The following is a 26,677-nucleotide window of genomic DNA, read 5'->3' on the forward strand; positions in this document are numbered from 1 at the left end:
AAGGTAGCAATTTTTCCCGGGACCTCCAAACCTAAAACCGCAAATCTGGCTGCAACAGCGCAAATCGCATACTAAACACAATAGAGTGTGCGTTTTTCAGAACGGGTCAGACAAATGGCGTCCCGGCAATCCTCAAAAAAAATTTGGGATTGCGCCCGGCTTGTACTATCTTTGCTCTCATCTATGAATTATCTGAAAATATCGATATGCGCCCTGCTGCTCGCAGCGGCAGGCGCCTGCAACCGGACCCAGGGGCCGGTGGTGGAAGTGGAGAGCGCAGAAGAGCCCCACAACATGCTTTACGGCATCAATGCCGACGATTACCGTACCGAAGCCGGGGAAGTCGGAAGCGGCGAAACGCTGGGGAAAATCCTCAACGGATTCGGTGTGTCGGCCCTCACGGTCGACCGGCTGGACAAGGCCTCGAAAGAGATTTTCCCGCTGCGCAACATCCGCGCCGGGCATAAGTATACGGCTTTCATTCACGAAGATTCGCTCTACGCACCGCATCTCGACTACCTCGCCTACGAAATATCGGTCACCGATTACGTAGTCTTCGGATTCCACGGCGACTCGGTATCCGTGCGCAAGGATGCCAAATCCTACACCCTGCGCCGCACGAAAAAGAGCGCCGTGATCAACTCCTCGCTCTGGGGTGCGATCATGGAACAGGACCTCCCCTACGCGCTGGCCGCCGAATTGGAGGACATTTACCAATGGACGGTCGACTTTTTCGGCATCCAGAAGGGCGACAGCTTCACGGTGATCTACGACGAGCGGTTCATCGACGACTCGGTGTCGGTGGGCATCGGACGCGTCTGGGGCGCGAAATTCTCGCAGGGCGGCAAGGAGTATTACGCCATTCCGTTCCGCCAGGGCGGCAAAATCCAGTACTGGGAATCGGACGGCGCGAGCCTCAGGAAGCAGATGCTCAAGGCTCCGCTGAAATACTCGCGCATCAGCTCGAAATTCACCTACGCCCGCAAACATCCGATTTACAAGGTTTACCGCCCGCACACGGGAGTCGACTACGCCGCGCCGAAAGGCACGCCCGTACACGCCGTAGCCGACGGCACGGTGATCTTCAAGGGTTGGGCCGGAGGCGGAGGCAACACGCTCAAGATCAAGCATCCGGGCAGTCTGCAAACAGGTTACATGCACCTGAGCGGCTATGCCAAGGGCATTTCGAAGGGTTCGCGCGTGTCGCAGGGGCAGTTGATCGGTTATGTCGGTTCGACGGGAGCCTCGACCGGCCCGCACCTCGATTACCGCGTCTGGAAAAACGGAACGCCGATCGATCCGCTGAAGATTCCGTCGGAACCGGCGGAACCGATCTCGAAGGAGAACCGCGCACTGTTCGAATTTGTCCGCGACCGCATCTCGGCCGAACTCAACGGCGAAATAAAACCCGAGGAACAGATTACGCAGCTCGATTCGCTCGTACTGCCCGCAGCAGTCGCACAAACACCCGCAAAACAATAAGCCAATGGAACGCACGGGAGTCATCATCGTAGCAGGAGGCAGCGGACACCGCGCAGGCGGCGCACGGCCCAAGCAATTCCAGTTTCTGGGCGGCATGCCCGTACTGGCGCGCACGATCAACAATTTCGCCGCGGCACTGCCCGGGGCTGAGATCGTGGTGGTGCTCCCCGAGCAGCATATCGACTTCTGGAAGAACCTCGCAGCCCGTTTCGACGTGGCGAAACACGAAGTCGCCGCAGGAGGCCCCGAGCGGTTCGACTCGGTGAAGAACGGGCTGGCGGCACTCGCCTCCGATCCCTATCTGATTGCCGTGCAGGACGGCGTACGTCCATTGGGAACCACCGCGATGATCCGCCGTGTGGCCGAAGCCGCCGCAAAGCACGGGGCGGCGATTCCGGTCGTAGAGCCCGTCGACTCGTTCCGCGAAACGGACGGGGAGCCCGACGCCGCGGGCAATATCCCGTCGCACATTGTCGATCGCCGCTGCCTGCGCATCGTACAGACCCCGCAGGTCTTCCGCGCCGACATCCTGCGCCGGGCCTATAACGCCGGATACCGTGTGGAATTTACCGACGACGCGTCGGTGGTCGAGGCCGCCGGGCACGAAATCTGCTTGGCAGAAGGCGAGCGCGAAAACCTCAAACTCACGACTCCCGAGGATTTCACCGTCGCCGAGGCTCTGATTGCCGCACGCGAAGAGGCCGAAACCGAAGAAGAGACAAACGATGCCGAACACGTATAAATACCGTTTCGATCACAACACGATCTACTGGACGCTGGTTTACATCATCGTCTTCGTCCTGTTGGGCGGGTTGCTGTACCATCTTTACGAAGGTGGCTACCTCTCGGCATGGTTCACCTCGTTCATCGTGGCGCTGGTGGCCCTGATGTCGCTGTCGATTCCCCGCAAAATCGTGGTGACGGACGAGACGGTAGAAGTGCGCTGCCTGCTGGACATCACCGAGATACGCCGCGACGAAATCGCCTCGGTACGCCGCGTGGACCCGCAGCACATGAAATGGTTCCTGCCGATCTTCGGCGGATGCGGATTCTTCGGCTATTACGGCCACTTCATCGACCTCCGCAGGCTCGACCGTGTGCGGCTCTACGCTTCGGAATGGCGGAATTTCGTCGAGATCACAGACATCTACGAAGACCGTCTCTATGTCTCGTGTTCGGACGCCGACCGCCTGGTGGCCGAACTTACTCCGCCGGGCGGCAACCGCCCCGACGAAGAAGAGGATGCCTGAAAAGGCGGCAATGAATTTGCATAGCATTTATTCACCTTATAAAAAACAGCAAGAGATGAAAAAGTATCGTTGTGTAGTCTGCGAGTGGATTTACGACCCCGCAGTCGGCGATCCCGACGGAGGTATCGCCCCCGGAACGCCGTTCGAAGAGATTCCCGACGACTGGGCTTGCCCGGTTTGCGGAGTCGACAAGAGCAATTTCGAAGAGGTCGAAGAGTAAGACCCGCTTTCGGAAAAACAGCAGATGCGTCCCAGACCGGGGCGCATCTTTTTTGGAGACACCGCAGCTGAAATTTCCCCGTGCGGAGATTCGGGCGACGTGCGGCAGGCGGATCGGAATCAGATTGTGGTTAAACGAAAAACGGCACGGATGGGGAGTATTGAATACATCCCATCCGTGCCGTCCGGAGGCAGGGTAAAAGGCCCTGCAAAATCGAAAATCTAATTGACGTTGGGCAGGAAGGAGTAATCCTTCGCATAGCCGAGCATCTGCTCCACGTAGTTGGCGGGGTAAGAAATCTTCACGTCAACGATCTTGCCGTCCTTCTCCACCAATTCGTATTCGGGATTGACGAAGCCGCCGTAAGGCTCGATATTGAGCGCATAGTAACGGTCGCGAACCTCCTTGTGCAGTTGGGGATCGACCGTCACGGCATACTGCTCGACCAGTTTATGGCCGGCCTCGTAGTCGCCCTCGGACTTGATGCGCTGCACCTCGCGGAGCATCTCGCCGAAAAGTTCGCGGAGTTTATCGAAATCGTTGACCACGGCGTAGGTCTTGCCGTTCTCCTTCACCATCTCGATCACGTTGTCGGCTTTGCCGCGCTCGTAACACCACTCGCAGATCAGTTTGCGGTTGCGCATGTGCGACTCCTCGACGTTCTTGCCCGGCTCGATGCGCGCCAACTGGGTCATCATGCCGTTCAGGATATACTTGGCATAGCCCGCCTTGGCAACGTCGAGCGAAGGAATCAGCCCCAGTTCGACCAGCTTGGGATCGCCCAGGTAGTAGAGTCCGAACAGGTCGGCGCGGGCCTCTTCGAGCGTCGAGCCGTAACTCTTCAACTCGCCGCCCTTGACGCCCGGAGCCAACTGCCCCGAGCCGTGACCCAGGCACTCGTGAAGGTCGGTATGCAGGTCGTCGGCCAGTTTGCCGTATTTGTCCATCCGCTCGCGGTCCTCGGCGCGGAGCACGAACTCCTCGTTGAAGCCGTTGCCGTGGGCGGCCATATCATAAGCATAGGTGATGTTATCGATCGTGACCGACTTCGAGCCGTATTCCTTGCGAATCCAGTCGGCGTTGGGCAGGTTGATGCCGATAGGCGTTGCGGGATAGCAGTCGCCGCCCAGCATCGCCACGGTAATAACCTTGGCCGAAACGCCTTTCACCACCGGCTTGCGGTAAGCCTCGGCCACGGGCGAGTGGTCCTCGAACCACTGAGCATTGTCGGAGATAATCTCCGTACGGTGGCAGGCCTCGGTATCCATAAAGTTGACGTTGGCCTCCCACGAAGCCTTGCGGCCCAGCGGATCGCCGTAGTCCTCGATGAAGCCGTTGACGAAATCGACGTTCGAAACCGTATCCTTTACCCAGCCGATGTTGTAACGGTCGAACTCCTTCAGGTCGCCCGTCTTATAATAGCTGATAAGCGCTTCGATGTTGGTTTTCTGGGGTTCGGCAGCGACAGCCTGCGCTTTTTCGAGCCAGTAGACGATCTTCTCGATGGCCGGCGAGTACATGCCGCCCAACTTCCAGACACGCTCGTAGATGCGTCCCGTGTCGTCCTTCACCAACTGCGAGTTCAGCCCGTAGGAAACCGGCTCGGGATTGCCCGCATCGGCAGCAGCAACACCGGCATAGAACGCTTCGGCTTCGGCCTGGCTGACGTTGTGGTAGTAGTTGCTCGACGAGGTAAGCAGCAGGTCGTCGCCCGCCTTCTGGTTGAGCCGTGTCTTGTAGAGCGCAGGATCGAAGATCGCCCGGCAAACGTCGCCGCGCAGGGGATTCAGGGAGCCGAATTTCTCCTCGGGGATGGTCTCGATCACGTCGAGCAGGTAGCCTTCGGTAAATTCGGGTACGAACTTGTCGTTCGAATAGTGGTGGTGGATGCCGTTTGCGAACCAGACCTTTTTGAGGTACTTCTCCAACGCCAGCCATTCGGCCGAAGTACGGTCGCCCTGGTAGTTTTCGTAAACGACTTCAAGCGTGCGGCGCACGGGAAGATTCACCGGGCAGTTCTGGTCGAAAAGAATGTCGCGGCCGCACTTGGCGGCTTCGGAGAGGTAATAGATCAGCTCTTTCTCTTCGAGCGGAAGCTGCTCGAAGCCGGGAACTTCGTAACGGATGACCTTGATATCGTCGAAACGGTCGACGATCCACGGCGCTTCGCCCTTGGAGCCGCCGCACGAGGTCAAAGCGGGAATAATAAATGTCATGGATGCAATAGCAAAAAACTTTTTCATAATGTAATTACAGCATTGGGGTTCGTCAAAAACAGTGCAAATCGGGTTATGGGAATCGCGGAGCGCGGTTTTACATCTCCCGGATCCAGATATTGCGGAAACTGATCGGGGCGCTCTTGTCGCCGTGCGACTGGAGGCGGATCGGACCTGCGCCGTGGGGGATGACTTTCGGGAAACCGATATATTCCGTAGTTCCGAGGATCGTCGTGTTGTCCTGGAGCACCACGCCGTTCTGGATGACCGTTACGCGCGGCGGCACGCGGTAGGTTCCGTCCTCTTTGAAAACCGGGGCGGAATAGATGATGTCGTACACGTTCCACTCGCCCGGCTTGCGCATGGCGTTCGCCAGCGGGGGCGTCTGTTTGTAAACACTGCCCGCCTGTCCGTTCACGTAGGTCTCGTTCCCGTAGTTGTCCAAAATCTGGATCTCGTACATATTCTGTAAGAAAACACCGCTGTTTCCGCGGGCCTGGCTCGTTCCGGTTATACCTTCCGGCACGCACCACTCCAGGTGCAACTGGAAATTTCCGAACTCCTGCCGGGTCACGATGTCGCCCTTTTTCTTATCGACCGTAAAAACGCCGTCATGGACGGTCCACTCGGCAGGGCCGTCCGTCTTTGCGCTTTTCCAGGCCGAAAGGTCGCGGCCATCGAACAGGACGATGGCGTCGGAAGGAGCGCTGTTCGTCCGGATATCGCCCGGGGTAACCACCTTGGGCTGCGGCGTCCAGTATTCGGACATGCCGGGACGCATGGGCTCCGGTTCGGGGTATTGATTCTGCGCCGTTGCGCCGGCACAAGCCGCACTGGCCCAGAGGAGCACGGCGGTTTTCAGGGAGAGACACCTGTTCATAATCAGAATTTTAGTCGGTTCAAGGATTTATATCGCATACAAAGATAACATAAACCTTCCGGAATAGCTTCCGGTCCTTTTATAATTTTTCATTTTTCATTTTCCATTCTTAATTATCTTTCCTACCTTTGCCCCGCAACTCGTTTCAAGCAAAGAGATGAAAGTATTTACAAGCGTCAAGGAACTTCGCGCCGAACTGGACCGGGCGGACCAGTCGGAAATCGGCTTCGTACCCACGATGGGCGCCCTGCATGCAGGACACCGTTCGCTTGTGGAGCGTGCCCGCAGGGAGAATGCCACGGTCGTCGTGAGCATCTTCGTGAACCCGACGCAATTCAACGACAAGAACGACCTGAAGCACTACCCCCGCACCCCGGAGGCAGATGCGCGCCTGCTCGAAGAGGCCGGTGCGGACTTTGTGCTGATGCCCGCGGTCGAGGAGATATATCCCGAGCAGGACACCCGGATTTTCGATTTCGGGCAGATCGACAAAGTGATGGAGGGCGCAACGCGTCCCGGGCACTTCAACGGCGTGGCGCAGGTCGTCAGCCGCCTGTTCGACATCGTGCGTCCGGCGCGGGCCTACTTCGGGGAGAAGGATTTCCAGCAGATCGCCGTCATCCGGGCGATGGTGGCCCAGTTGCAACAGCCCGTACAGATCGTCGAATGCGAAATCGTCCGCGGAGAGGATGGGCTGGCGCTCTCGTCGCGCAACACGCTGCTCGACACCGAACACCGCGCTGCCGCACCGCACATTTACGCCACGCTGAAAGCCGCCGTCGCCAAATCGCAGGAGCTGACGCCCGCCGAACTCAAGGCATGGGTCACGGCCGAAGTGGAGCGCAACCCGCTGCTCAAGGTCATCTATTACCAGTCGGTCGACGCGCTGACGATGCAGGAAGTCGCCGCATGGAGCGATTCGCCCCGCATTCAGGGCTGCATCGCCGTCCAGGCCGGCAACATTCGTTTAATCGACAACATCCGAATCCGATAATGAAATTCCAGATTGAAGTCATCAAATCGAAGATTCACCGCGTAACGGTCACGCAGGCTGACCTGAACTACGTGGGGAGCATCACCATCGACGAGGCGCTCATGGAGGCGGCCAACATGATCGAAGGCGAGAAGGTCCAGATCATGGACATCGACAACGGAGAGCGTTTCGAGACCTACATCATCAAGGGCGAACGCGGAAGCGGCTGTATCTGCCTCAACGGAGCCGCCGCACGCAAGGTGCAGGTGGGCGACGTGATCATCATCGCATCGTATGCGCTGATGGATTTCGAGGACGCCAAGCAGTTCCGCCCGTGGATCGTTTTCCCCGACACGGCGACCAACCGGCTCGTGAAATAACCGAACGCCGGCACGGCCGCAGGCCGAACAGACACAAAATCTCCCCGAAAAGGGAGATTTTTTCGTATAAACCGTTATCTTTGCAAGAGATAACTACTGCAAAGACAGGCGGCCCGGTGTATCTCCCCCGGTTTACGTCCTGCGTTTTCTTTGCAGGGTCAAGCACTCTCCGATGGACATAACCCTCTCCATAGCCGCGTTCCTGCTCTCGATACTGGGCATCGTCGGCTGTATCGTACCCGCCCTGCCGGGCGTGGTGCTGAGCTACGCAGGCCTTCTCTGCGCCTGGTTCACCTCCTACTCCCACATGACGACCGGGGCGCTCTGGATATGGCTCGCAGTGACGGTCACCGTAAGCGTCGCCGATTATTTCCTGCCCGCCTGGATGACGCGCCGCTTCGGAGGATCGCGCTCGGGAGCCATCGGCGCCACGGTGGGCGTCTTCGCCGGATTTTTCCTCTTCCCGCCCATCGGCATCATCGTCGGGCCCTTTCTGGGCGCCGTGCTGGGCGAACTCTTGAACGACCGCGGTGACGTTCCGAAAGCTTTCCTGGTGGGATTCGGGTCGTTCCTCGCCTTTATCGTCGGCACGGGAATCAAGCTGGCCGCTTCGGTGGGCATGCTCATTCACGTCGCTACCGACACCTACCCCGCACTCCGGGAGTGGTTTGTAACAACTTTCTAAAACATATGCGTATGAAAAGGTTTCTACTACTAACGGCGGTCGTCCTCGCAATGCTCGCCTCGTCTTGCAGCAAATACAAGTACGAAACGGTTGCGGGAGATCCGCTGAAGACCCGGATTTACACGCTCCCCAACGGCCTGAAGGTCTACATGAGCGTCATGAAGGAGCAGCCCCGCATCCAGACGGCCATCGCCGTAAAGGTCGGCGGCAAGAACGACCCGGCCGAGACGACGGGCCTCGCCCACTACTTCGAACACCTGATGTTCAAGGGAACCCAGCAATTCGGAACCGCCGACTACGCCGCGGAGAAACCGATGCTCGACCAGATCGAATCGCTGTTCGAAGTCTACCGCAAAACCTCGGACGAAGCCGAACGCGCGGCGATCTACCACCGCATCGACTCGATCAGCTACGAGGCTTCGAAAATTGCCATTCCGAACGAATACGACAAACTGATGGCTGCCATCGGCGCCAACGGGACCAACGCCTTCACGTCGCAGGACATGACCGTATACGTCGAGGACATCCCCTCGAACCAGATCGACAACTGGGCGAAAATCCAGGCCGACCGGTTCCTCAACCCGGTGATCCGCGGGTTCCACACCGAGTTGGAAACCATTTATGAGGAGAAGAACATGTCGCTGACGCAGGACAGCCGCAAGTTGTGGGAGACGATGGACGCCGCCCTGTTCCCCAACCACCCCTACGGAACGCAGACCGTGCTGGGAACACAGGAGAGCCTGAAAAACCCCTCGATCACCAACGTCAAGAACTACCACAAGACCTACTACGTGCCCAACAACATGGCGGTCTGCGTCTCGGGGGATTTCAATCCCGACGAGATGATCGCGACGATCGACAAGTATTTCGGCGGCATGCAGCCCAACCCCGAACTGCCGAAACTGGAGTTCGAGCCCGAGAAGCCGATCACCACGCCCGTGGTCAAGGAGGTATTCGGCCTCGAAGCCGCACGGGTCATGATGGGCTGGCGCCTGCCCGCCGCAGTGGACCAGTCGAACGACGTGGCTGACATCGTAGGCTCGATACTCTACAACGAGCAGGCGGGTCTCATCGACCTCGACCTGAACCAGCAGCAGAAGGTCCTCTCGGCCTACGCCTATGCCTCGTCGCAACCCGACTACGGAACGTTCATCATGGCGGGCAGTCCGAAAACCGGACAGTCGCTGGACGAGGTGCGCGACCTGCTGCTCGCCGAAGTGGCGAAGGTTCGTGCCGGAGAGTTCGACGAAGGGCTGATCAAAGCCTCGATCAACAACTACAAGATGCAGTTGATGAACGAATTCGACAAATACGACCAGCGCGCCATGTTCTACGTCTACTCGTTCATCTACGGTAAGGAGTGGGCGGACGACATCAAACAGTTGGACCGCATGGAGAAGATCACCAAACAGGATGTCGTGGAGTGGGCCAACAAATTCCTCGGCCCCGAGAGCTACGCCATCGTCTACAAGCGCGAAGGCAAAGACCCCAACGAGCAGAAGATCGCAGCCCCGAAGATTACGCCCATCGCCACCAACCGCGACGCCCAGAGCGCTTTCCTGGCCGAGATACAGGGTTCGGAGGTGAAGCCTATCGAACCGGTATTCGTCGATTACAAGAAGGACATGGCGCAGTTCGAAGCCCGCAAAGGCATCGAAGTGCTCTACAAGAAAAACGAGAGCAACGACATCTTCACGCTGACCTACGTGTTCGACACCGGCACGGAGAACGATCCGGCGCTCAACCTGGCCTTCGACTACCTGGGCTACCTGGGGACCGACTCGCTGACGGCCGAGCAGATCGCATCGAAGATGTACGACATCGCCTGCTCGTTCTCGATGCGCGCAGGGGCCAACCAATGTTCGATCTCGATTACGGGTCTGAGCGAGAACATGGACGAAGCGATGGAAATCGTCGGGGGACTGCTGACCGGAGCCAGGCCTGACGAGGCGATCCTCGCGAACCTCAAGACCGATATGATGAAGAGCCGCGCCGACGCCAAACTCAACCAAAGCCGCTGCTTCCGCGCCCTGCAACAGTATATGCTTTACGGCGGCGATTTCATCCGCCGTACGACGCTGACGAATCCGGCACTCGAAACGACGACTTCGGAGGCGTTGCTGGCCAAGATCCAGGACCTGCTGGGCAAACAGCACGAAGTGTTGTACTACGGTCCGCAATCGGAAAAGGAGGTGACCGAGGCTTTGGCCGCACACCACAAAACACCGGCGGAACTCCAGCCTCTCGAAAAGAAACACGTACAACTGCTCCCGACGGACGAAAGCCGGGTGCTGATGGCCCAGTACGACGCCAAGCAACTCTACTACATGCAGTTCTCGAACCTCGGCAAGCAGTTCGACGTTACAGCCGACCCCGAAATCACGCTTTACAACGAGTATTTCGGCGGCGGCATGAACTCCATCGTGTTCCAGGAGATGCGCGAAGCCCGCGGCCTGGCCTACTCCGCAGCGGCACGCATCATGCAGCCGGGCTATGCCGACAGAAATTACGGTTACATGGCTTTCATCGCCACGCAGAACGACAAGATGCAGACGGCAATCGAAGCCTTCGACGAAATCATCAACAATATGCCCGAATCGGAAGCGGCGTTCAACATCGCCAAGGACGGGCTGATTTCACGCCTGCGCACCGACCGTACGGTAAAGGACCAGGTGCTGTGGAGCTATATCGACCAGCGCGACATGGGCCTGACGGAGGACCGTAACAAGCAGATTTTCGAGAAGGTTCAGTCGATGACGCTCGCCGATGTAAAAGCAGCACAGGAAAAGTGGGTCAAGGACCGCAAATACGTTTACGGTATCCTGGGCGATATTCAGGATCTCAATCTCAATTACCTCAAGACACTCGGTCCCATCCAGACCGTCTCGCAGGAGGAGATTTTCGGGTATTAATTCCCCGCAACGAAACGAAAAGGAACAACTTCGGCCATAAGGTCGGAGTTGTTCTTTTTTACAGAACGACCGGGCTGCTTCCGCCGGCAGGACCTGGGTGTCGCGGCATTCGCTTAACCGTCAGGCTCCTTTGAAAAAATGCCTCTCAGTGGCTTCAGTCCCGGAATATATCCTTTTTTCCATGAAAATTTATTTTTCGGGAAAGACGATACAAACGACAAAATTATTACTACATTTGGCGCATTAAGGGCGATATAACCCAAAGCAAACTACACGAATTCGTCATTTAGCCTCTTGTCCTCCATGGAAGAATGCCTTTCTCCCAACGACATCCTCACCCGTCTTGCGTTCGACGGGCAGTCGGACACCATTCTGGATTCTTTACCCGTAGGTGTAGAAATCTACGCCCCGGACGGTAAACTGCTCTATATGAGCAAAACCGATGCACGCATCTTCGGAACCGACCGCAATGAGATCATGGCTGCCGGAATCAACCTCTTCGAAAACCCGAACATCCCCGAAGAGGTCAAATATGCACTCCGGAACAAAATCGAGATACACAAACGTATCCCGTACGATTTCGACCTCGCCATCCGGCAGGGATATTTCCCGACCGACAACCGGAATACCATCCAGATCGAATACAACGGACGCCCGATCCTCAAAGCCGACGGAACGATCGACGGTTATGTCTTCATCATCGAGGATGTCACCGAAACGGCCCGCAAGGAGGAAGAACTCCACCAGAGCAAACTCAAGACCGAGCTGGCGATCCGCGAATCGAACATCATGCTCTGGGAATTCGACGTGGCGCAGAGGGTCTTTTACAGCGACAACGAGCCGCTGAACGCCTATGACCGTTCGAAAGCCATTTCGATACAGCTTTACACGCAGACCGTGCACCCCGAAGACCGGGAAGACCTCGACGCCGTCATGGAAAAACTGGTCGGGGGAGCCGATTTCAACTTCTCGATCGACGTGCGCATCCTGCTGCCGGACAACCCCGAATGGCAATACTGCACCATCAGCGGATCGCCCTTCGAACGCGACCGGAACGGACGCGTCACACGGTTCGTCGGGACCCGCAAGAACAACACCGATCTCCAGAAACGCCAGCTCCTCCAGGACAAGATACTAAACAGCATCCCGCTGCCGATCCACATCAAGGACATCGACTCGCGTTACGTCTTCTGCAACGACGAGAGCAAGCGGATGTTCGGGACCAGCATCGAAAAATCGACCTACGACGTGATGGACGCCGAACAGGTCGCACGTATCGAAAAAACCGACAAGGAGGTATTCGCCACCGGGACACCCTACCTGGGACTGGAACGCATCTCACTCAAGGACGGGCGCAGCTACGATACGATCGTCCGCAAAAGCATCTTCCACGACGCAGGCCGGGACCTGCTGCTTAACATCCGCTGGGACCAGAGCCTGCAAAACGAACTCGAACGGCGGGCCAAAATGCTGACGCTCACGCTGGAGGTGATGGACGCCTACACGTGGTTCTACGAACCGGAGAAAAAGGCGTTGAGTTTCGGCGAGGGTTTCGACCGTCCGGGACGCGACCGGTCGAAACTCAATTCCCTCGACAAATTCCTGGAAGCGATCCATCCCGACGACCGGCAGCAATTCGCCGACGCCATCGACGAGGTCGTCGCACAGGAAAACGCCCAGTGGAACGCCGAGGCACGCGTGGATTTCGACGGTTCGGGCAAATACGAATGGTGGCGCGCCCGCGGATTGCTCGAAACGACACGGCGCGACGAGGTTACGTATAAATACATGTACGGCATGTCGATCAATATCGACACGATGAAGCAAACCGAATTGAAGCTGCGCCGCAACAAAGAGGAACTCGACAATCTTATCCGGCAGAACGAACTGGTGCTCAACAACACCAACTCGGGACTCGCCTATATCACGACGGACTATATCGTGCAATGGGAGAATATCTCGGTATGCTCGAAAAGCCTGTCGTACGAAGCCTACAAGAAGGGCGAACCCTGCTACAAAACTTCACACGGACGGACCTCGCCCTGCGAAGACTGCGTCATGCAGCGGGCCATGGCGTCGGGACAGCTCGAACAGATCAAATTCAAGCTCGACGACACGCATACGGTCGAAATATTTGCAACGCCCGTCATCAACGACGGCAAGACCGACGGTATCGTCATCCGCCTGGACGACGTATCGGAGCGCGAACGGATAATCGAAGAGTTACAGCAGGCCAAAGCGCAGGCCGAGCAGTCGGACAAACTCAAATCGGCGTTCCTGGCCAACATGAGCCACGAAATCCGCACGCCGCTCAACGCCATCGTAGGATTCTCGGAATTGCTGCTCAGCGATCCCGATTCGGAGGACAAAGAGGAGTACATCCGCATTATCAACAACAACAACGAGTTGTTGCTCAAACTGATAAACGACATACTCGATCTGTCGAAGATCGAAGCCGGGTCGGTCGAACTGAAATACGAGGAGTTCGACCTTTCGGCGTATTTCAACGGCATGGCGGCTTCGATGCGGCAGCGTATCAAGAATCCGAACGTCAGGCTGATCGCAATAAATCCCCATGCAGTTTGCTGCGTGCGCCTCGACAAGAACCGGATTGCGCAGATACTCACCAACTACGTCACCAACGCCATCAAATACACCCCCAAAGGCTATATTGAAATGGGGTACGAAAGTTCCCCGAAAGGCATTCGGTTTTACGTTCGCGACAGCGGAATCGGAATCAGCAACGAGAAGAAAAGCAAGGTATTCATGCGCTTCGAGAAACTCGACGAATTTGCACAGGGCACGGGACTCGGGCTTTCGATCTGCAAAGCCATCGCAGAATCCATGGGAGGCAGCGTAGGTTTCGAATCGGAGTACGGACAGGGATCGTATTTCTGGGCGTTTCTCCCCTGTGCGCCCGAAACGGAAGAAGGCTCGAAATACGAACCGGCTGCCGCAAAGTCCGGGGTTGACGATGCAACGACCGCCGAGGCTCCGGTTCCGGTCGTGAAATCCGCACCGGCAAACCCGGCAAAGAAATACCGGGTACTCATCGCCGAGGATATTCCGAGCAACTTCCTGTTGGTATCGTCGCTGCTCAAGAGCCGCTACGAACTGCTTCACGCGGAGAACGGACAGGAAGCGGTCGAGATGGCGCAGGAGGACCAGCCCGACCTGATCCTGATGGACATGAAGATGCCCGTGATGAACGGGATGATCGCTACGACGGAAATCCGCAAATTCGACCGGCAGGTTCCCATCGTAGCGCTCACGGCACACGCTTTCGATGCCGACAGGCAGGCCGCGCTGGCGGCCGGCTGCAACGACTACCTGGTCAAGCCGGTAACCAAGATGCAGTTGACGGATATTCTGGACAAATATTTCAGCCCGCCCACGACATCCCGATAAGGGATCGTAAAACGAATCACCCCGGTTTTGGTCGATCCAAAACCGGGGTGATTCGTTATCGGGGCAGGAATTAATAGCGGTAATGCTCCGCTTTATAGGGACCGTCCTCGGGAACGCCGATGTAGTCGGCCTGATGCTTCGTCAGGCGGGTCAGTTCGACGCCGAGGTTATCCAGATGCAGGCGTGCAACCTCCTCGTCGAGGTGTTTCGGCAGGCGGTAAACGCCCACTTCGAGGTTCTTCTGCCATAACTCCATCTGCGCGAGGCACTGGTTGGTAAAGGAGTTCGACATCACGAACGAAGGGTGTCCCGTGGCACAGCCGAGGTTTACCAGGCGGCCTTCGGCCAGGATAAAGATCGAATGGCCGTCGGGAAAGGTGAATTTATCGACCTGCGGCTTGATATTCAATTTCACGGCTCCGGATTTTTCGAGGCGTGCCATCTGGATTTCGTTGTCGAAATGGCCGATGTTGCAAACGATGGCCTGGTCGCGCATCTTTTCCATGTGCTCCAGCGTGATGATGTCGCAGTTACCGGTACAGGTAACGTAGATATTACCCTCGGCCAGTGCGCTTTCGACGGTCTTCACCTCGAAGCCTTCCATCGCGGCCTGCAGGGCGCAGATGGGGTCGATCTCCGTGACGATCACACGCGCACCGTAAGAGCGCATCGAGTGGGCGCAGCCTTTACCTACGTCGCCGTAGCCGCAGACCACGACCACCTTGCCGGCGATCATCACGTCCGTAGCGCGTTTGATACCGTCGGCCAGCGATTCGCGGCAACCGTAGAGGTTGTCGAACTTCGACTTGGTACACGAGTCGTTGACGTTGATGGCCGGAACGAGCAGTTCGCCGGCCTCCTGCATCTGGTAGAGGCGGTGTACGCCCGTGGTGGTCTCCTCGCTCACACCCTTCCATTCGGCGACCGTACGATGCCACCGCTGCGAATCCTCGGCCAGAATCCGCTTCAGCGTATCGAGGATGACTTCTTCCTCATACGAAGAAGGCGCGTAGTCGAGCGTCGAGACGTCGTTCTCGGCCTTATAGCCTTTGTGGATCAGCAGCGTAGCGTCACCGCCGTCGTCGACGATCAACTGCGGGCCTTTGCCACCGGGGAACGAGAGGGCCATGGCGGTACACCACCAGTATTCGGGCAGCGTCTCGCCCTTCCAGGCGAAGACCGGAACGCCTGCGGCGGCGATTGCAGCCGCGGCATGGTCCTGCGTCGAGAAAATGTTGCACGAGCACCAGCGCACGTCGGCGCCCAGCTCCACGAGGGTTTCGATCAGCACGGCCGTCTGGATAGTCATGTGCAGCGAACCCATCACGCGTACGCCCTTGAGCGGTTTTTCGGGACCGTATTTGCGGCGCACAGCCATCAGGCCCGGCATTTCGTGCTCGGAAATTTCGATCTCCTTGCGTCCCCACTCGGCCAGCGACATGTCGGCAACTTTGTAGGGCATGGTCAAATCCAAATACATAGTATTCTAGTTTAATTTCAAAATATATTCCTTATCCTTTTCGATCTGTGCGCGTAACTCCTCCACGGTGGCGAACTTGCGTTCGTCGCGGATTTTTTCGAGCAGTTCGACGCGCAGCAGGCGGCCGTACAACTCGCCGCTAAAGCCGAAAATATGCGTCTCGAGCCTCCGTTCGACACCTCCGACCGAAGGATTGCGCCCCAGATTCGACATGGCGTCGTAGGTTTTGCCGTCGACCTCCGCACGCGAACGGTAGACCCCGTCGGCAGCAGCTATGTCTGCCGGAACAGCCAGGTTGGCCGTCGGAAACCCCAACTCACGTCCGAGTCGGCGTCCGTGTTTCACAACGCCTTCGATCACCGTCCGTTCCATCAGATTTTTTCAGTCAGTTTACGCACCAGCCGGAACTGCGAGAAGAACTCCTTAGCGAAGACGCGCAGCACCGTATAGGAGGGTATCGCCAGCAACATGCCCAGGATTCCGGCCAGCGAGCCGGCAATGAGAATCACCAGGAAGATTTCGAGCGGATGCGCCTTCACGCGCTCGGAATAGAGCGTCGGCTGAAGGATAAAATCGTCCATTCCCTTGAGGATCAGCAGCGACCCGGCGATCACAAAGGCCGTATGGCCCACGGACATGCCTTCGATCGGCGTAACGATCCCCACAAAAACCGAAACCACGCCCCCGATCAGCGGTCCGGCATAGGGTACGACATTCATCACACCCATGACCAGGCCGATGAACGCCGCGTCGGCGGCCTTCATCCCGAAGGCCATCATCACCAGCGTCGCGGCGATCGTAAGCAGAAGGCTCTCCGAGAGGATGCCCGTAAAGTAACGTGCCAACAGGAGCGTCACCGAATCGAGCGCACGGGTGATATTGTCGTGGTAATGTTCCGGAAAAATCGACGTGACCATCGCATAGAACAGCCCGTCCTCCTTAAGGAAAAAGAAAGTAATGAACGAGATGGAGAAAATGGCGATCACCGACGAAAGCACAAGGTTGATGACCGACGAGAAAATCAGGTTGAGCGAATTGATGTCGATGATCTGCTTGAGGGCCGAGGTCAACTCGTCGGAGAGCGAGAATGTACTCTCGGGCAACGAGAAGAGCGTTTGCAGGTCGTGCTGCATCCGGGCAATGGGTTCGCCGATGCTACCTACGACTGCGGCGAAGTCGACATGGGCAAACTGGTTTATCTTGTTGAAAACCAGCGGCACGAACAACGAACACAGGGTAGCGATTACGCCCCAGATCACCACGAGCGTCACCAGGGCCGCAAGCCAGCGGGGAACCTGCCATCCCTTGATATGCAGTCCCGAAAGAAACTTCACCAACGGGCTGCCCATGACGGCCAGCACGGCCGAAATGAGGATGTAGACAACGATCGACGAAAAATACCAGACCAAAAACAGCACGGCCGCAGCAATCGCCGCACCCGCGATGAATCTCAGGAAGGTCTGGGGAGTCGCCTTCATGCCGTTACTCGGTTTCGAGGTTCTTATGCAGGCGGGCGATCGGGGTTTGTGAACCCACGACGGGATCGCCGATCTCTACCAACAGTTCGCTGTCCTTCGGCACGAGCACATCGACGCGCGAGCCGAACTTGATAAATCCGCAGACGCTGTTCTGCTCGACCGTCTCACCCACCTTCATATAGGAGATGATGCGGCGCGCAATCAGTCCCGCGATCTGGCGGAAGAGCACCTTCTGCCCCGCAGGCATGGCGACTACGGTGGTCGTACGCTCGTTTTCGGTCGACGACTTGGGATGCCAGGCCACGAGGAAACGCCCCGGATGGTATTTGAAATATTCGACCGTACCGCCCACGGGAACCCAGTTCATGTGGACATTGGTAACGGACATGAAAATCGAGATTTGCAGCATTTCCTGCTTGAGGTACTCGTTTTCGACGACAACCTCGGTAACGACTACGCGACCGTCGCAGGGGGAGAAAACCAAATCGGCATCGTGGATACGGACCCGGCGGGGTTCGCGGAAGAAGGCTACGATGAAGAACCAGAACAACAACAGCACAAGGGTACTGAACCACAGCAGCGAAACATTCGCATCGTGGACCAGCAGGTGGTAAAACAGCCACCAGAGAAGCACGCAGACTGCGCCCGAAATGCCGATGATTTTGTATCCTTCCTTATTAATTCTCATAACAAAATTGAGTTTGCAGTTACATCACAAAAAGCATATACACAAAGACGAACGGCGCCGAAAGCAGCATGGCATCGAAGCGGTCGAGCACCCCGCCGTGGCCGGGAATCAGCGTTCCCGAATCCTTGACGCCGGCAGCGCGTTTGAACATCGACTCCACCAGATCGCCCAGCACGCCGGTGACGGCGGCGACGAGCGCCAGCCCGGCCCACACCCAGTAGTTGCCATCCTGTACATAAGCAGCAACGAGTCCCATCGCCACGGCCCCGATGATCCCGCCGAAGAACCCTTCCCACGATTTCTTGGGCGAGAGACGTTCGCAGAGGCGGTGTTTACCGATGGACATGCCCACCAGGTAGGCGAAAACATCGTTGGCCCAGATGATGAAGACATAGAAAAGCATCACCCAGGGACTCCACGTTTCGCTGCCGATGATCGGGATGTAGCACATCAGCGAAAAAGGCAGCGCCACATAGACGACGCCCATAAAAGTTATGCCGATATTGGCGGCGGGATTTTCACGCCGACGGTAGAGTTCGCAGATGAACATCGCAGGCAGCAGCAACAGCAGGAAAGCCATCCCGCAGGCAAAAGCCTGCCGGGCGCTGCCGAGAATCTCGATGTCATCCGAAACGAATGCAAAGTTCAGTGCAAAAAGAACGAGTCCCGCAACCAGTCCGACGACCCGCTGGGGTTTGTTGCCCTGCTCTTCGGCCAGCGAATAGAACTCCGTCATGCCGACGGCCAGCAACGCCGCCAGCAGCAGGCCGAAACTCCATTGCGACCATGCGATAGCCCCCAGCATCACCACGGCGAGGATAGCCCCGCTCATCGTGCGCACCCAGAGGTTCTTCATTTTTTCACTCATCAGTTTTTAAGGGTGTAGTGGGTTTCAGACGGGTTATTTGGGTTCGGGAGCGGCGACGGACGGTGCTACGGGAGCCGGCTGGGTCGCAGCGGCATCGGCCTTGGCCGGTTCTCCGGCGACAGCCGCGGCCTGCTTTCCGGCCTTCGGCTCCTCTTCGGCCGACTGGCCTCCCCCGGCCTTGGCTTTCGCCTCGGCTTCCCGACGTTCACGTTCGATATCTTTCTTGCGCTTGCCGAAAATGCGCTCTACATCCTCGGTGAAGACCACCTCGCGGGACAACAGCAATTCGGCCAGTTCTTTCAGGCCGTCGGCATGCTCACGGAGCACCTTCTCGGCCATCTTATAGGCCTTCTCGATCACCTGTTTGGCCTCGGCGTCGATCTGCTGGGCCGTCTGTTCCGAATAAGGTTTCGTGAAGGTCATGTCGCTCTGGCCCGTGGAGTCGTAGTAAGACAGCGTACCCACGTTTTCACTCATGCCGTAGTAAGCTACCATGGCATAAGCCTGCTTGGTGACGCGCTCCAGGTCGTTGAGCGCCCCGGTCGAAATTTCGCCGAAGGTCAGTTGTTCCGAGACGCGGCCGCCCAGCGTCGCGGCCAGTTCGTCCATCATCTGCTCGCGCGTGGTGATTTGACGCTCTTCGGGCAGATACCATGCTGCGCCGAGCGCTTTGCCGCGCGGGATAATCGTCACCTTGATTAGCGGACTGGCATTTTCCAGAATCCAGCTTACCGTGGCGTGGCCCGCCTCGTGGAAAGCGATCACGCGCTTCTCCTCGTCGGTGATGATCTTATTCTTGCGCTCCAAGCCTCCCACGATACGGTCGATGGCGGCGAGGAAATCCTCTTTCGAGATGAATTTCTTGTTGTGGCGGGCGGCGATCAGCGCGGCCTCGTTGCAGACATTGGCGATGTCGGCGCCCGAGAAGCCCGGGGTCTGGCGCGCCAGGAACGAACGGTCGAGCTGCGGATCGAGCTTCAGCGGACGCAGGTGGACGTTGAAAATCTCCTCGCGCTCCTTCACGTCGGGAAGTCCCACCTCGATCTGGCGGTCGAAACGCCCGGCGCGCATCAGCGCCTTGTCGAGGATGTCGGCGCGGTTCGTAGCCGCGAGCACGATGACACCCGTATTGGTCTGGAAGCCGTCCATCTCGGTAAGAAGCTGGTTCAGCGTATTTTCACGTTCGTCGTTGCCCGAGAATCCGGCGTTCTTGCCGCGGGCGCGGCCGATGGCATCGATCTCGTCGATGAAGACGATGCACGGAGCCTTCTGCTTGGCCTGTTCGAAAAGGTCCCGCACACGCGAAGCGCCCACGCCGACGAACATTTCGACGAAATCGGAACCCGAAATCGAAAGGAACGGCACGTTGGCCTCCCCTGCGACAGCCTTGGCCAGCAGGGTTTTACCCGTTCCCGGAGGGCCTACGAGCAGCGCGCCCTTGGGAATCTTGGCGCCCAGTTCCTTGTATTTGTCAGCCTTTTTGAGGAAATCGACGATCTCCATGATCTCGACCTTCGCTTCCTCCAGACCCGCTACGTCCTTGAACGTCACGCGCTTGGAGTTGTCCTTATCGAAGACCTGCGCTTTGGCTTTGCCGACGTTCATAATGCCTCCGCCGCCGCCGGCCCCCGCGCCACGCGACATAGAGCGCATGACGAAAAACCAGGCGCCGATGATTACGACCCACGGCAACAGGTTGATAAGCAGCGAAGTCCAATCGTTGGCCTTGTTTTCATAAATCACCGGGACAACCTGCCCCGACTGCTCCTCGGCGGCTTTGAGGTCCTCGCGGAACGAGTCCACCGAACCGATGGTGAAAATCAGCTGCGCTCCCGACTCGGGAAGGCGTTTAAAACGCTTGTCCACCGAGTCGTTGCGGTACTTGTCGCCGGCCTCTTTCTTGAGGAATACCTGAGCCTGGTCGCGGTTTACAACCTGGATTTTCTCCACGTCGCCCTTCTCCACCATCTCCTGCACGGTAGCCCAGTCACTGGGCAGCGGCGTGTCGTTGACATCGCCGAAGACATACCAGCCGATGATGAAAGCGGCGATCAGGCCGTAAATCCACAACATCGAGGGCCGCGGCATGTTCATATTCATTTTATTGTTGTTCTTGCTTTTCTGTGCCATAATTCGGATTACTCTTCGTATTCATACTTCACCAACGGCGCATCGGCCCACAGCTCCTCGAGCTTGTAGAAGCCGCGCAACTCGGTCTGGAAGATGTGAACGACCACGTCCACATAGTCCATGGCGATCCATACGCCGTTCTGCTGGCCTTCGATGCGCCAGACCTTTTCGCCCAGCGTTTCGAGTACCTTCTCTTCGATTCCGGAGGCGATGGCGCACACCTGTGTCGTGGAGTCGGCGTTGCAGACCACGAAATGCGAACAGATTGCCCCGTCGAATCCCGAGAGGTCCAACGATACAATATTCTTACCTTTTTTATCTTCAATCGCGCTGACGATCGTTTCGATCAGTTTATTCATATAATATCCAAATAGGTATCTATAACCTTACAAAGGTAAGAAAAGAGAATGAGATTTGAAAGCAACGGGGTAAAAATCGCTCCCGTATCGGGCATATTGCCCGGCCGGCAATTCATTATTTCGCCCTTTTTATTGCCGATTTCGCTTTATCGCGGCATTTAAAAACACACGCTCGTTCGCGAATGGCCGAGGCCTCTGCGGCATACCTTAAATAAAAAAAGGAGACGGAAAAATTCCGTCTCCCTCATCTTCGGCTGTAATCGACCGCAGAATCCCCGGTTATGAATACTTGGGATTGGGTCCGTATTGATTGTCACCCGGCGCGCTGTCCATACAATAAAAGACAAAGAACACGATCACCAGAATAAAATTAACGAACGGAATCAGGAACAGCAACAACAGCAATCCGCTTTTCCCCGTATCATGCAAACGGCGCACGGTAACGGCCAAAGACGGCAGAAAAGCGACAAGCGGCCAGATAAACCACCCGACAAACGGAATCAGGGTCATCAGGAAATTGAACAATGCCCAAAACCAGAATTCGCTGCGGCGCGCCCGGCCACTGAAGGTCGCATATTTCGAAAAGCAGGTTTTTATAGCAGCCCCCATACCCATCGAGGTCGGGCCGGCCTGTGAATTATAGCTGTATCCAGCCCCCTGCCCGTTATTGACCGGCATATTGGTGGGCGGCATGCCCGGACGGGCATTGCCCGAATACCCGCCCTGCGCCCCGGGCATCGCATACTGCGTGCCGGCATTCGCCGCAGGCCCGAAAATGCCCGGAAAATCATTCCAGTTCAACTGGGCGCCGCTGGGAAAAACGATCTGGTCGTTGATCGAGATATCACAGCTGCCATGCCGTATCAGGCGTCCGTTGATGTACGTCCCATTAGTGCTGTAATCGGTAAACACGACGCGGTTGAAATCGTCCACCGAGATTTCCGCATGACGGCCACTCACCACCGGATCGTTTACGACGATGTCGTTTTCGGGATTCCGTCCGATATAAAAGGTTCTCATATGGTTTAAGTTTAGGAGTTGTTTTCAGGATTATCCACAGCGCCCGACTGCTCGACACGCACCGTCCGGTAAACGGTCTTGTCGACCGTACTGACCACCCGGACCTCGGCCGTGCGGGCGGCCGTGCCCGGATTCGCCCCAACGGTATTGACCGTAAAGGTTCCGTTGCCGCTGCCCGAGCCGTCGGAGATGTGCACCCACGATTCGGGACATTCGGCGCTCCAGCCGCCGGGACACTCGACGCGAATCGCGACAGGCTCGGTCGACTCCGCCGCAATGGGGACCTCCGAAGGCGTTACGGAGAACGGATAGGCATTCTGGGTAACCGTGACAGATTTCGTCAGGGAAGGCGCGAGGGCGCTTGCGACCGACAGCGTAACACTCCTCGAAGCGGTCCCGGTATTATTGCCCGAGGGGACGATTGACAGCGTCTGATTTCCGGAACCCCTGTCCGGAGTCACCGTCACCCACGACGGAACGTTTTGAACGCTCCATGCCCCCATACAGACCACCGACACGTTCTTCGCCGACGCTCCGAGGGCGTCGAACGATAGCTCTTCGCCCGTCGAATCGAACTCGAAGGCCTTCTGCGAAACGGCAACCTCCTTGACCAGCGAAGGATTGAGGTCGCTGACGATCCGGAAGGTCGCATTGCGCGCAGCGAGCGTCGTATTGTTCCCGACCGAGACGGACAGGGAACCGTTGCCCGTGCCGGAGTTCGGCGTAACTGTGATCCATGCAGGAGCGTTCTGGACGGTCCATCCTGACATGCACACCACAGGCACAGTCTGCGCCGCGGTCGAAAGCGCGTCGAACGAAAGTTCCTCTCCCTTCGAATCGAACTCGAAGGCATTTTGCGAAACGACGACCTCCTTGACCAGCGAAGGATTGAGGTCGCTGACGATCCGGAAGGTCGCATTGCGCGCCGAGGTCGCCGTATTGTTCCCGACCATGACGGATACCGAACCGTTGTCCGAGCCGGAACCGGGAGTGACGGTGATCCACGGCGTGGTGTTCTGGACGTTCCATCCCGACATGCACACGACAGATACGGTCCGGGACTCGGTCGAAAGCGCGCCGAACGATAGTTCCTCTCCCTTCGGATCGAACTCGAAGGCCTTCTGCGAAACGACGACCTCCTTGACCAGGGCAGGATTGAGGTCGCTGACGATCTGGAGGGTCGCATTACGCGCTGAGGTCGCCGTATTGTTTTCGACCCGGACGGATACCGATCCGTCGCCCGAACCGGAACCGGGAGTGACAGTGATCCACGACGGGACGTTCCGAACGCTCCATCCCGACATGCACACCACAGGCACAGTCTGCACCGCGGTCGAAAGCGCGTCGAACGAAAGCTCCTTGCTCGTCGAATCGAACTCGAAGGCCTTCTGCGAAACCGTCACGGGCTTCTTCAGGCCGGGATTGAGCGAACTTACGACATTCAGCGTAGCCGTTCTCGGCTTTGTATCGAGGTTCTGCGTCGGAGTGATGGAAATCCGTCCGTTGCCCGAACCGGAAGTCGGCGTTACGGTCAGCCACGAAGGCGCATCCTGAACCGTCCAGCCCCCCATGCCCGTCACGGTTATCTCCGAAGCGGCGACATCCAGCGTTTCGAACGATACGCTTACGGCCGTTTCATCGAATTCGAAGGCTTGCTGGGTGATCGTCACCGCTTTCTTGAGCGAACTGTTCAGGGTGCTCACGATCTGGACAACACCGCTCCGGGACTTCGTCTCGACGTTGTTCGCCGGGCGGATCGAGATCGTGGCGTCGCCTGAACCGGACGTAGCGGAAAGCCCCATCCACACCTGGGCGTTTTCGACGGTCCATCCCTCCATACAGGTCACATTCACCGTTGAAGTCTGCGTATTGAGCGCCTCAAAGGAGAACGACTCGGAAGCGGAATCGAAAACGAACGGAGCTTGCGTGATGGAAACGGACTTCTCCAGCCCGTTCAGGGTGCTGCGAACGCCGAACGACGCACTGCGTTCGGAAGTCGTCACATTATACGCCGGGGCCACGGTGAGCGTCGCATTGCCCGAACCCGCCAACGGAGAGACATTCGCCCACGAGGGAGCGTTCACCACGGTCCAAACTCCGGAGCATACCACAGGAACCGTATTCGATGCCTTATTGATGGCCTCGTAGGAGAAACTTGCCGGAGAGGAGTCGAATTCGAAGGCCGGCTGGGAGAATGCGATCTCCCGGCTGTCCCCGCTCAACGTACTGTTGACCTTCACGGAAGCCGACCGCGGAGAGAGTTCCCCGTTGGATTCCACCTGGAAGGTCACGGTCGAGTTTCCCGTGTGCGACAGCGGCGCGGCCTTGATCCATGCCGGCACGCCGGTCACGGTCCATCCGGCCGAACACTCCACCGACACGACGTAGGAACCGGAGGTGATGACGGGAACCGCAAACGAGGATTCGGAAACCGAGAACGTGAACTTGTCTTGCGACACGGCGACCTCCAGCACTTTCGTCGTTCCGTTATACGTGCTAGAGAACTGCACCTTGCCGGTACGTTCCGACGCAAGGAGGTTGTTGTCCGCCGAGAGCGTCACCGTGGCGTCGCCCGTTCCCGACATCGCGCTGGCCTGAATCCAATCCGGCTTACTCGAAACAGTCCATGTCGCCGAACACTCGATCGACACGGTGCACCGGTCGGTGGGCAGCGTCGGGTAGCGGAACGTCTCGGGAGCGACCGTGAAGACATAGCCCCGCTGCGTAATTTCGAAGGTCTTTTTCAGTCCGTTGAGCAGGCTCGTTACCGTGATGGTCGTTTTCCGCGGATTCTCGTCCGTATTGGCGGCCTTTGCATTGTAGGTAACGGTCGCATCGCCCGAACCCGAAGTCTGCGAGAACTCCATCCAGCTTTCGGAGCTGCTGACCTGCCAAGTGCCGGAACACCTGATCGTCAGGTTATATTTGTCGGTCGACAGAGTCGGCAACTGCGTATTGGCCGCATTGGCCGTGAAGATAAACGCATCCTGTTTTACGGAGACACGCTCGGAGAGGGCGTTGTGTTTGCTGCGGAACTCGATGGAGGCTGTGCGGTCCGTCAATTCGAGATTCTGCCCTGCGGCCTTGAGCGTAAGCGCCTCCCCGGCTTCATTGCCGGTTCCGGAAGCGGCTGACAGAACGACCCATTCGGGAACCTGCAGCGCCTCCCAATCGCCCGACGAGGCAACCGTAAGGCTCTTATCCGACGTATCGGCGTTCGCAAGGTTGAACTCGAGCGGAGAAACCCCGAAGACATATCCCTTCTGCGACACCTTGATGATCCGCTGGGCGCCGGCATCGCAAAGCAGTACGATCTCGCCGGAGCGCGCCTCCCGGGTCGGGTTGGCGCCATCGACGCTGACCGACAGCGTCGTAATGTCCGAACCTTCGCGCTTGTCGAGCACGATCCAGGCCGGGCTGTTGGCAACGACCCACGGACTCTCGGAATCCACGGTCAAGTCGATCTGACGCGTATCCAGCGCTTCGTATTGAAGTTCCTCCTGATCTACCAGGAAACGCAGGTTTTCCTGAATCAGGACGATTTTATACGAATCCAGGGCCCCGGAAAGTTTCAGGGTCATTTTCCGCGGTTCCCGGGATATGTTGTAGCTCACGGGATTGAACGACAATTCAGCGTCCCCGCTCCCCTCCGAGGCCGAGTAAGCCATCCATTCGTCTGTCACGGCATCCTCGATGCGGGACAACGGGTATTCGGCGGAGGGTTTCTCCGCGTCGTCCTCCTGCTTTTCGACCAGATTGGCCAGCTCCCGGGCCATCGTCCAATCCGTATTGCAATGCAGGTTGATCGTCTCCGCCGCCGTTTCGAACTCCTCGCACTGGTTCCATCTGAAGGTGATCTCCTCACGCGACAGCTCGACATAGGGATACTCCTGGGAAACGGCGACCGATTCCGAGAAGTTTCGGTCGATGGTCTCGAAACGAATCGCGCACTCCCGGTTTTCGTAGGTACGGTTCATCTCGGCCGACATCACCAGCGAAGTCGTCCCGGACCGCCCCTCCGTCTTACTGAGGATCAGCCAGTCGGGCTTATCGTAGACTTTCCAAGCCGCATCCGTGGTAAGGGCGAACGAAACCTCGCTTCCGACGGGAGAAATCACCGCCTCCTCGATGGATATGGCCCCGCCGTTCAGAACTGAAGTCTGTTTGTTTTTGTCTTTGTCGCACGCAGTCAGCAAACCCGCGGCGCAAACAAGGAACAGAAATTTCTTCATATTGAGTCAATTATTA

General features: G+C 57.5%; 20 protein-coding genes. 9 read left to right on the top strand and 11 right to left on the bottom strand.

Annotated features, from left to right (window positions below; genetic code table 11):
• The first annotated feature begins 183 nt into the window (after window positions 1-183).
• The 4 genes from I2E69_RS01790 to rd are packed head-to-tail and all read left to right on the top strand — an operon-like array spanning window position 184 to window position 2,952.
• Entirely contained in the window at window positions 184-1,482 is a 1,299-nt protein-coding gene (locus tag I2E69_RS01790; protein WP_195458434.1) for a peptidoglycan DD-metalloendopeptidase family protein, read from the top strand.
• Between the two features lie 4 nt (window positions 1,483-1,486).
• On the top strand, window positions 1,487-2,224 hold the full coding sequence (ispD, locus tag I2E69_RS01795; protein ID WP_195458435.1) for a 2-C-methyl-D-erythritol 4-phosphate cytidylyltransferase: 738 nt from the start codon (window positions 1,487-1,489) through the stop codon (window positions 2,222-2,224).
• The gene (locus I2E69_RS01800) at window positions 2,208-2,732 is read left to right on the top strand and encodes a PH domain-containing protein (protein WP_195458436.1); all 525 of its coding nucleotides are present in this window, start codon (window positions 2,208-2,210) and stop codon (window positions 2,730-2,732) included. Before ispD ends, I2E69_RS01800 begins: the two co-directional genes overlap by 17 nt.
• Before the next feature lie 55 nt (window positions 2,733-2,787).
• Complete coding sequence (rd, locus tag I2E69_RS01805) at window positions 2,788-2,952, top strand: rubredoxin (protein WP_015547243.1); 165 nt, start codon at window positions 2,788-2,790, stop codon at window positions 2,950-2,952.
• A 221-nt stretch (window positions 2,953-3,173) separates the two neighbouring features.
• Here rd and I2E69_RS01810 read toward each other — a convergent pair whose 3' ends face one another.
• Together I2E69_RS01810 and I2E69_RS01815 are read right to left on the bottom strand one after the other, a co-directional pair.
• Complete coding sequence (locus tag I2E69_RS01810; protein WP_410489084.1) at window positions 3,174-5,195, bottom strand: dipeptidyl-peptidase 3 family protein; 2,022 nt, start codon at window positions 5,193-5,195, stop codon at window positions 3,174-3,176.
• A gap of 70 nt (window positions 5,196-5,265) precedes the next feature.
• Window positions 5,266-6,048, bottom strand: a complete 783-nt coding sequence (locus I2E69_RS01815; protein WP_195458437.1) for a DUF1080 domain-containing protein — start codon at window positions 6,046-6,048, stop codon at window positions 5,266-5,268.
• Between the two features lie 157 nt (window positions 6,049-6,205).
• Here I2E69_RS01815 and panC point away from each other — a divergent pair, with 157 nt between their 5' ends.
• The 5 genes from panC (at window position 6,206) to I2E69_RS01840 (ending at window position 14,406) form a co-directional block, all read left to right on the top strand.
• On the top strand, window positions 6,206-7,042 hold the full coding sequence (gene panC, locus I2E69_RS01820; RefSeq protein WP_195458438.1) for a pantoate--beta-alanine ligase: 837 nt from the start codon (window positions 6,206-6,208) through the stop codon (window positions 7,040-7,042).
• Complete coding sequence (panD, locus tag I2E69_RS01825) at window positions 7,042-7,401, top strand: aspartate 1-decarboxylase (RefSeq protein ID WP_195458439.1); 360 nt, start codon at window positions 7,042-7,044, stop codon at window positions 7,399-7,401. The genes panC and panD overlap by 1 nt, the downstream gene beginning before the upstream one ends.
• A gap of 172 nt (window positions 7,402-7,573) precedes the next feature.
• Window positions 7,574-8,086, top strand: coding sequence for a DUF456 domain-containing protein (locus tag I2E69_RS01830; RefSeq protein ID WP_195458440.1), 513 nt, complete (start codon window positions 7,574-7,576; stop codon window positions 8,084-8,086).
• A gap of 11 nt (window positions 8,087-8,097) precedes the next feature.
• Window positions 8,098-10,998 carry a M16 family metallopeptidase gene (locus I2E69_RS01835; protein ID WP_410489085.1) on the top strand — a complete coding sequence of 967 codons (2,901 nt, stop codon included), beginning with the start codon at window positions 8,098-8,100 and terminating at the stop codon, window positions 10,996-10,998.
• A gap of 303 nt (window positions 10,999-11,301) precedes the next feature.
• Complete coding sequence (locus I2E69_RS01840; protein ID WP_195458441.1) at window positions 11,302-14,406, top strand: response regulator; 3,105 nt, start codon at window positions 11,302-11,304, stop codon at window positions 14,404-14,406.
• A gap of 70 nt (window positions 14,407-14,476) precedes the next feature.
• Here the strand turns inward: I2E69_RS01840 and ahcY are convergent, their stop codons facing one another.
• The 9 genes from ahcY to I2E69_RS01885 all read right to left on the bottom strand — a co-directional run bounded on the left by ahcY (window position 14,477) and on the right by I2E69_RS01885 (window position 26,661).
• Complete coding sequence (gene ahcY / locus I2E69_RS01845) at window positions 14,477-15,886, bottom strand: adenosylhomocysteinase (RefSeq protein ID WP_195458442.1); 1,410 nt, start codon at window positions 15,884-15,886, stop codon at window positions 14,477-14,479.
• Between the two features lie 6 nt (window positions 15,887-15,892).
• Window positions 15,893-16,258: a riboflavin kinase gene (locus tag I2E69_RS01850; RefSeq protein ID WP_195458443.1), complete on the bottom strand. Its 366-nt coding sequence runs from the start codon at window positions 16,256-16,258 to the stop codon at window positions 15,893-15,895.
• On the bottom strand, window positions 16,258-17,364 hold the full coding sequence (locus tag I2E69_RS01855; RefSeq protein ID WP_195458444.1) for an AI-2E family transporter: 1,107 nt from the start codon (window positions 17,362-17,364) through the stop codon (window positions 16,258-16,260). Before I2E69_RS01855 ends, I2E69_RS01850 begins: the two co-directional genes overlap by 1 nt.
• Window positions 17,365-17,368: 4 nt before the next feature.
• Complete coding sequence (locus I2E69_RS01860) at window positions 17,369-18,052, bottom strand: phosphatidylserine decarboxylase family protein (RefSeq protein ID WP_195458445.1); 684 nt, start codon at window positions 18,050-18,052, stop codon at window positions 17,369-17,371.
• A gap of 19 nt (window positions 18,053-18,071) precedes the next feature.
• Entirely contained in the window at window positions 18,072-18,908 is an 837-nt protein-coding gene (locus I2E69_RS01865) for a phosphatidate cytidylyltransferase (protein ID WP_195458446.1), read from the bottom strand.
• Window positions 18,909-18,953: 45 nt separating this feature from the next.
• Window positions 18,954-21,050 (bottom strand): ATP-dependent zinc metalloprotease FtsH, encoded by a 2,097-nt coding sequence (gene ftsH, locus I2E69_RS01870; protein ID WP_195458447.1) that lies wholly within the window; start codon window positions 21,048-21,050, stop codon window positions 18,954-18,956.
• A gap of 8 nt (window positions 21,051-21,058) precedes the next feature.
• Complete coding sequence (gene rsfS, locus I2E69_RS01875; protein ID WP_195458448.1) at window positions 21,059-21,409, bottom strand: ribosome silencing factor; 351 nt, start codon at window positions 21,407-21,409, stop codon at window positions 21,059-21,061.
• Window positions 21,410-21,688: 279 nt separating this feature from the next.
• A complete protein-coding gene (locus tag I2E69_RS01880; RefSeq protein WP_195458449.1) occupies window positions 21,689-22,429 on the bottom strand; it encodes a DUF805 domain-containing protein in 741 nt (246 codons plus the stop codon).
• Window positions 22,430-22,440: 11 nt separating this feature from the next.
• Complete coding sequence (locus I2E69_RS01885; RefSeq protein ID WP_195458450.1) at window positions 22,441-26,661, bottom strand: BACON domain-containing protein; 4,221 nt, start codon at window positions 26,659-26,661, stop codon at window positions 22,441-22,443.
• Window positions 26,662-26,677: the final 16 nt, after the last annotated feature.

The sequence above is a fragment of the Alistipes sp. D31t1_170403_E11 genome (assembly GCF_015553985.1).
In the GTDB taxonomy this organism is placed as follows: Bacteria; Bacteroidota; Bacteroidia; order Bacteroidales; family Rikenellaceae; genus Alistipes; species Alistipes montrealensis.

Bases quoted from the DNA above. Each gene is read 5' to 3' on its own strand.
- I2E69_RS01790 (WP_195458434.1), top strand. From the start codon at position 184: ATGAATTATCTGAAAATATCGATATGCGCCCTGCTGCTCGCAGCGGCA.
- ispD (WP_195458435.1), top strand. From the start codon at position 1,487: ATGGAACGCACGGGAGTCATCATCGTAGCAGGAGGCAGCGGACACCGC.
- I2E69_RS01800 (WP_195458436.1), top strand. From the start codon at position 2,208: ATGCCGAACACGTATAAATACCGTTTCGATCACAACACGATCTACTGG.
- rd (WP_015547243.1), top strand. From the start codon at position 2,788: ATGAAAAAGTATCGTTGTGTAGTCTGCGAGTGGATTTACGACCCCGCA.
- I2E69_RS01810 (WP_410489084.1), bottom strand. From the start codon at position 5,195: ATGAAAAAGTTTTTTGCTATTGCATCCATGACATTTATTATTCCCGCT.
- I2E69_RS01815 (WP_195458437.1), bottom strand. From the start codon at position 6,048: ATGAACAGGTGTCTCTCCCTGAAAACCGCCGTGCTCCTCTGGGCCAGT.
- panC (WP_195458438.1), top strand. From the start codon at position 6,206: ATGAAAGTATTTACAAGCGTCAAGGAACTTCGCGCCGAACTGGACCGG.
- panD (WP_195458439.1), top strand. From the start codon at position 7,042: ATGAAATTCCAGATTGAAGTCATCAAATCGAAGATTCACCGCGTAACG.
- I2E69_RS01830 (WP_195458440.1), top strand. From the start codon at position 7,574: ATGGACATAACCCTCTCCATAGCCGCGTTCCTGCTCTCGATACTGGGC.
- I2E69_RS01835 (WP_410489085.1), top strand. From the start codon at position 8,098: ATGAAAAGGTTTCTACTACTAACGGCGGTCGTCCTCGCAATGCTCGCC.
- I2E69_RS01840 (WP_195458441.1), top strand. From the start codon at position 11,302: ATGGAAGAATGCCTTTCTCCCAACGACATCCTCACCCGTCTTGCGTTC.
- ahcY (WP_195458442.1), bottom strand. From the start codon at position 15,886: ATGTATTTGGATTTGACCATGCCCTACAAAGTTGCCGACATGTCGCTG.
- I2E69_RS01850 (WP_195458443.1), bottom strand. From the start codon at position 16,258: ATGGAACGGACGGTGATCGAAGGCGTTGTGAAACACGGACGCCGACTC.
- I2E69_RS01855 (WP_195458444.1), bottom strand. From the start codon at position 17,364: ATGAAGGCGACTCCCCAGACCTTCCTGAGATTCATCGCGGGTGCGGCG.
- I2E69_RS01860 (WP_195458445.1), bottom strand. From the start codon at position 18,052: ATGAGAATTAATAAGGAAGGATACAAAATCATCGGCATTTCGGGCGCA.
- I2E69_RS01865 (WP_195458446.1), bottom strand. From the start codon at position 18,908: ATGAAGAACCTCTGGGTGCGCACGATGAGCGGGGCTATCCTCGCCGTG.
- ftsH (WP_195458447.1), bottom strand. From the start codon at position 21,050: ATGGCACAGAAAAGCAAGAACAACAATAAAATGAATATGAACATGCCG.
- rsfS (WP_195458448.1), bottom strand. From the start codon at position 21,409: ATGAATAAACTGATCGAAACGATCGTCAGCGCGATTGAAGATAAAAAA.
- I2E69_RS01880 (WP_195458449.1), bottom strand. From the start codon at position 22,429: ATGAGAACCTTTTATATCGGACGGAATCCCGAAAACGACATCGTCGTA.
- I2E69_RS01885 (WP_195458450.1), bottom strand. From the start codon at position 26,661: ATGAAGAAATTTCTGTTCCTTGTTTGCGCCGCGGGTTTGCTGACTGCG.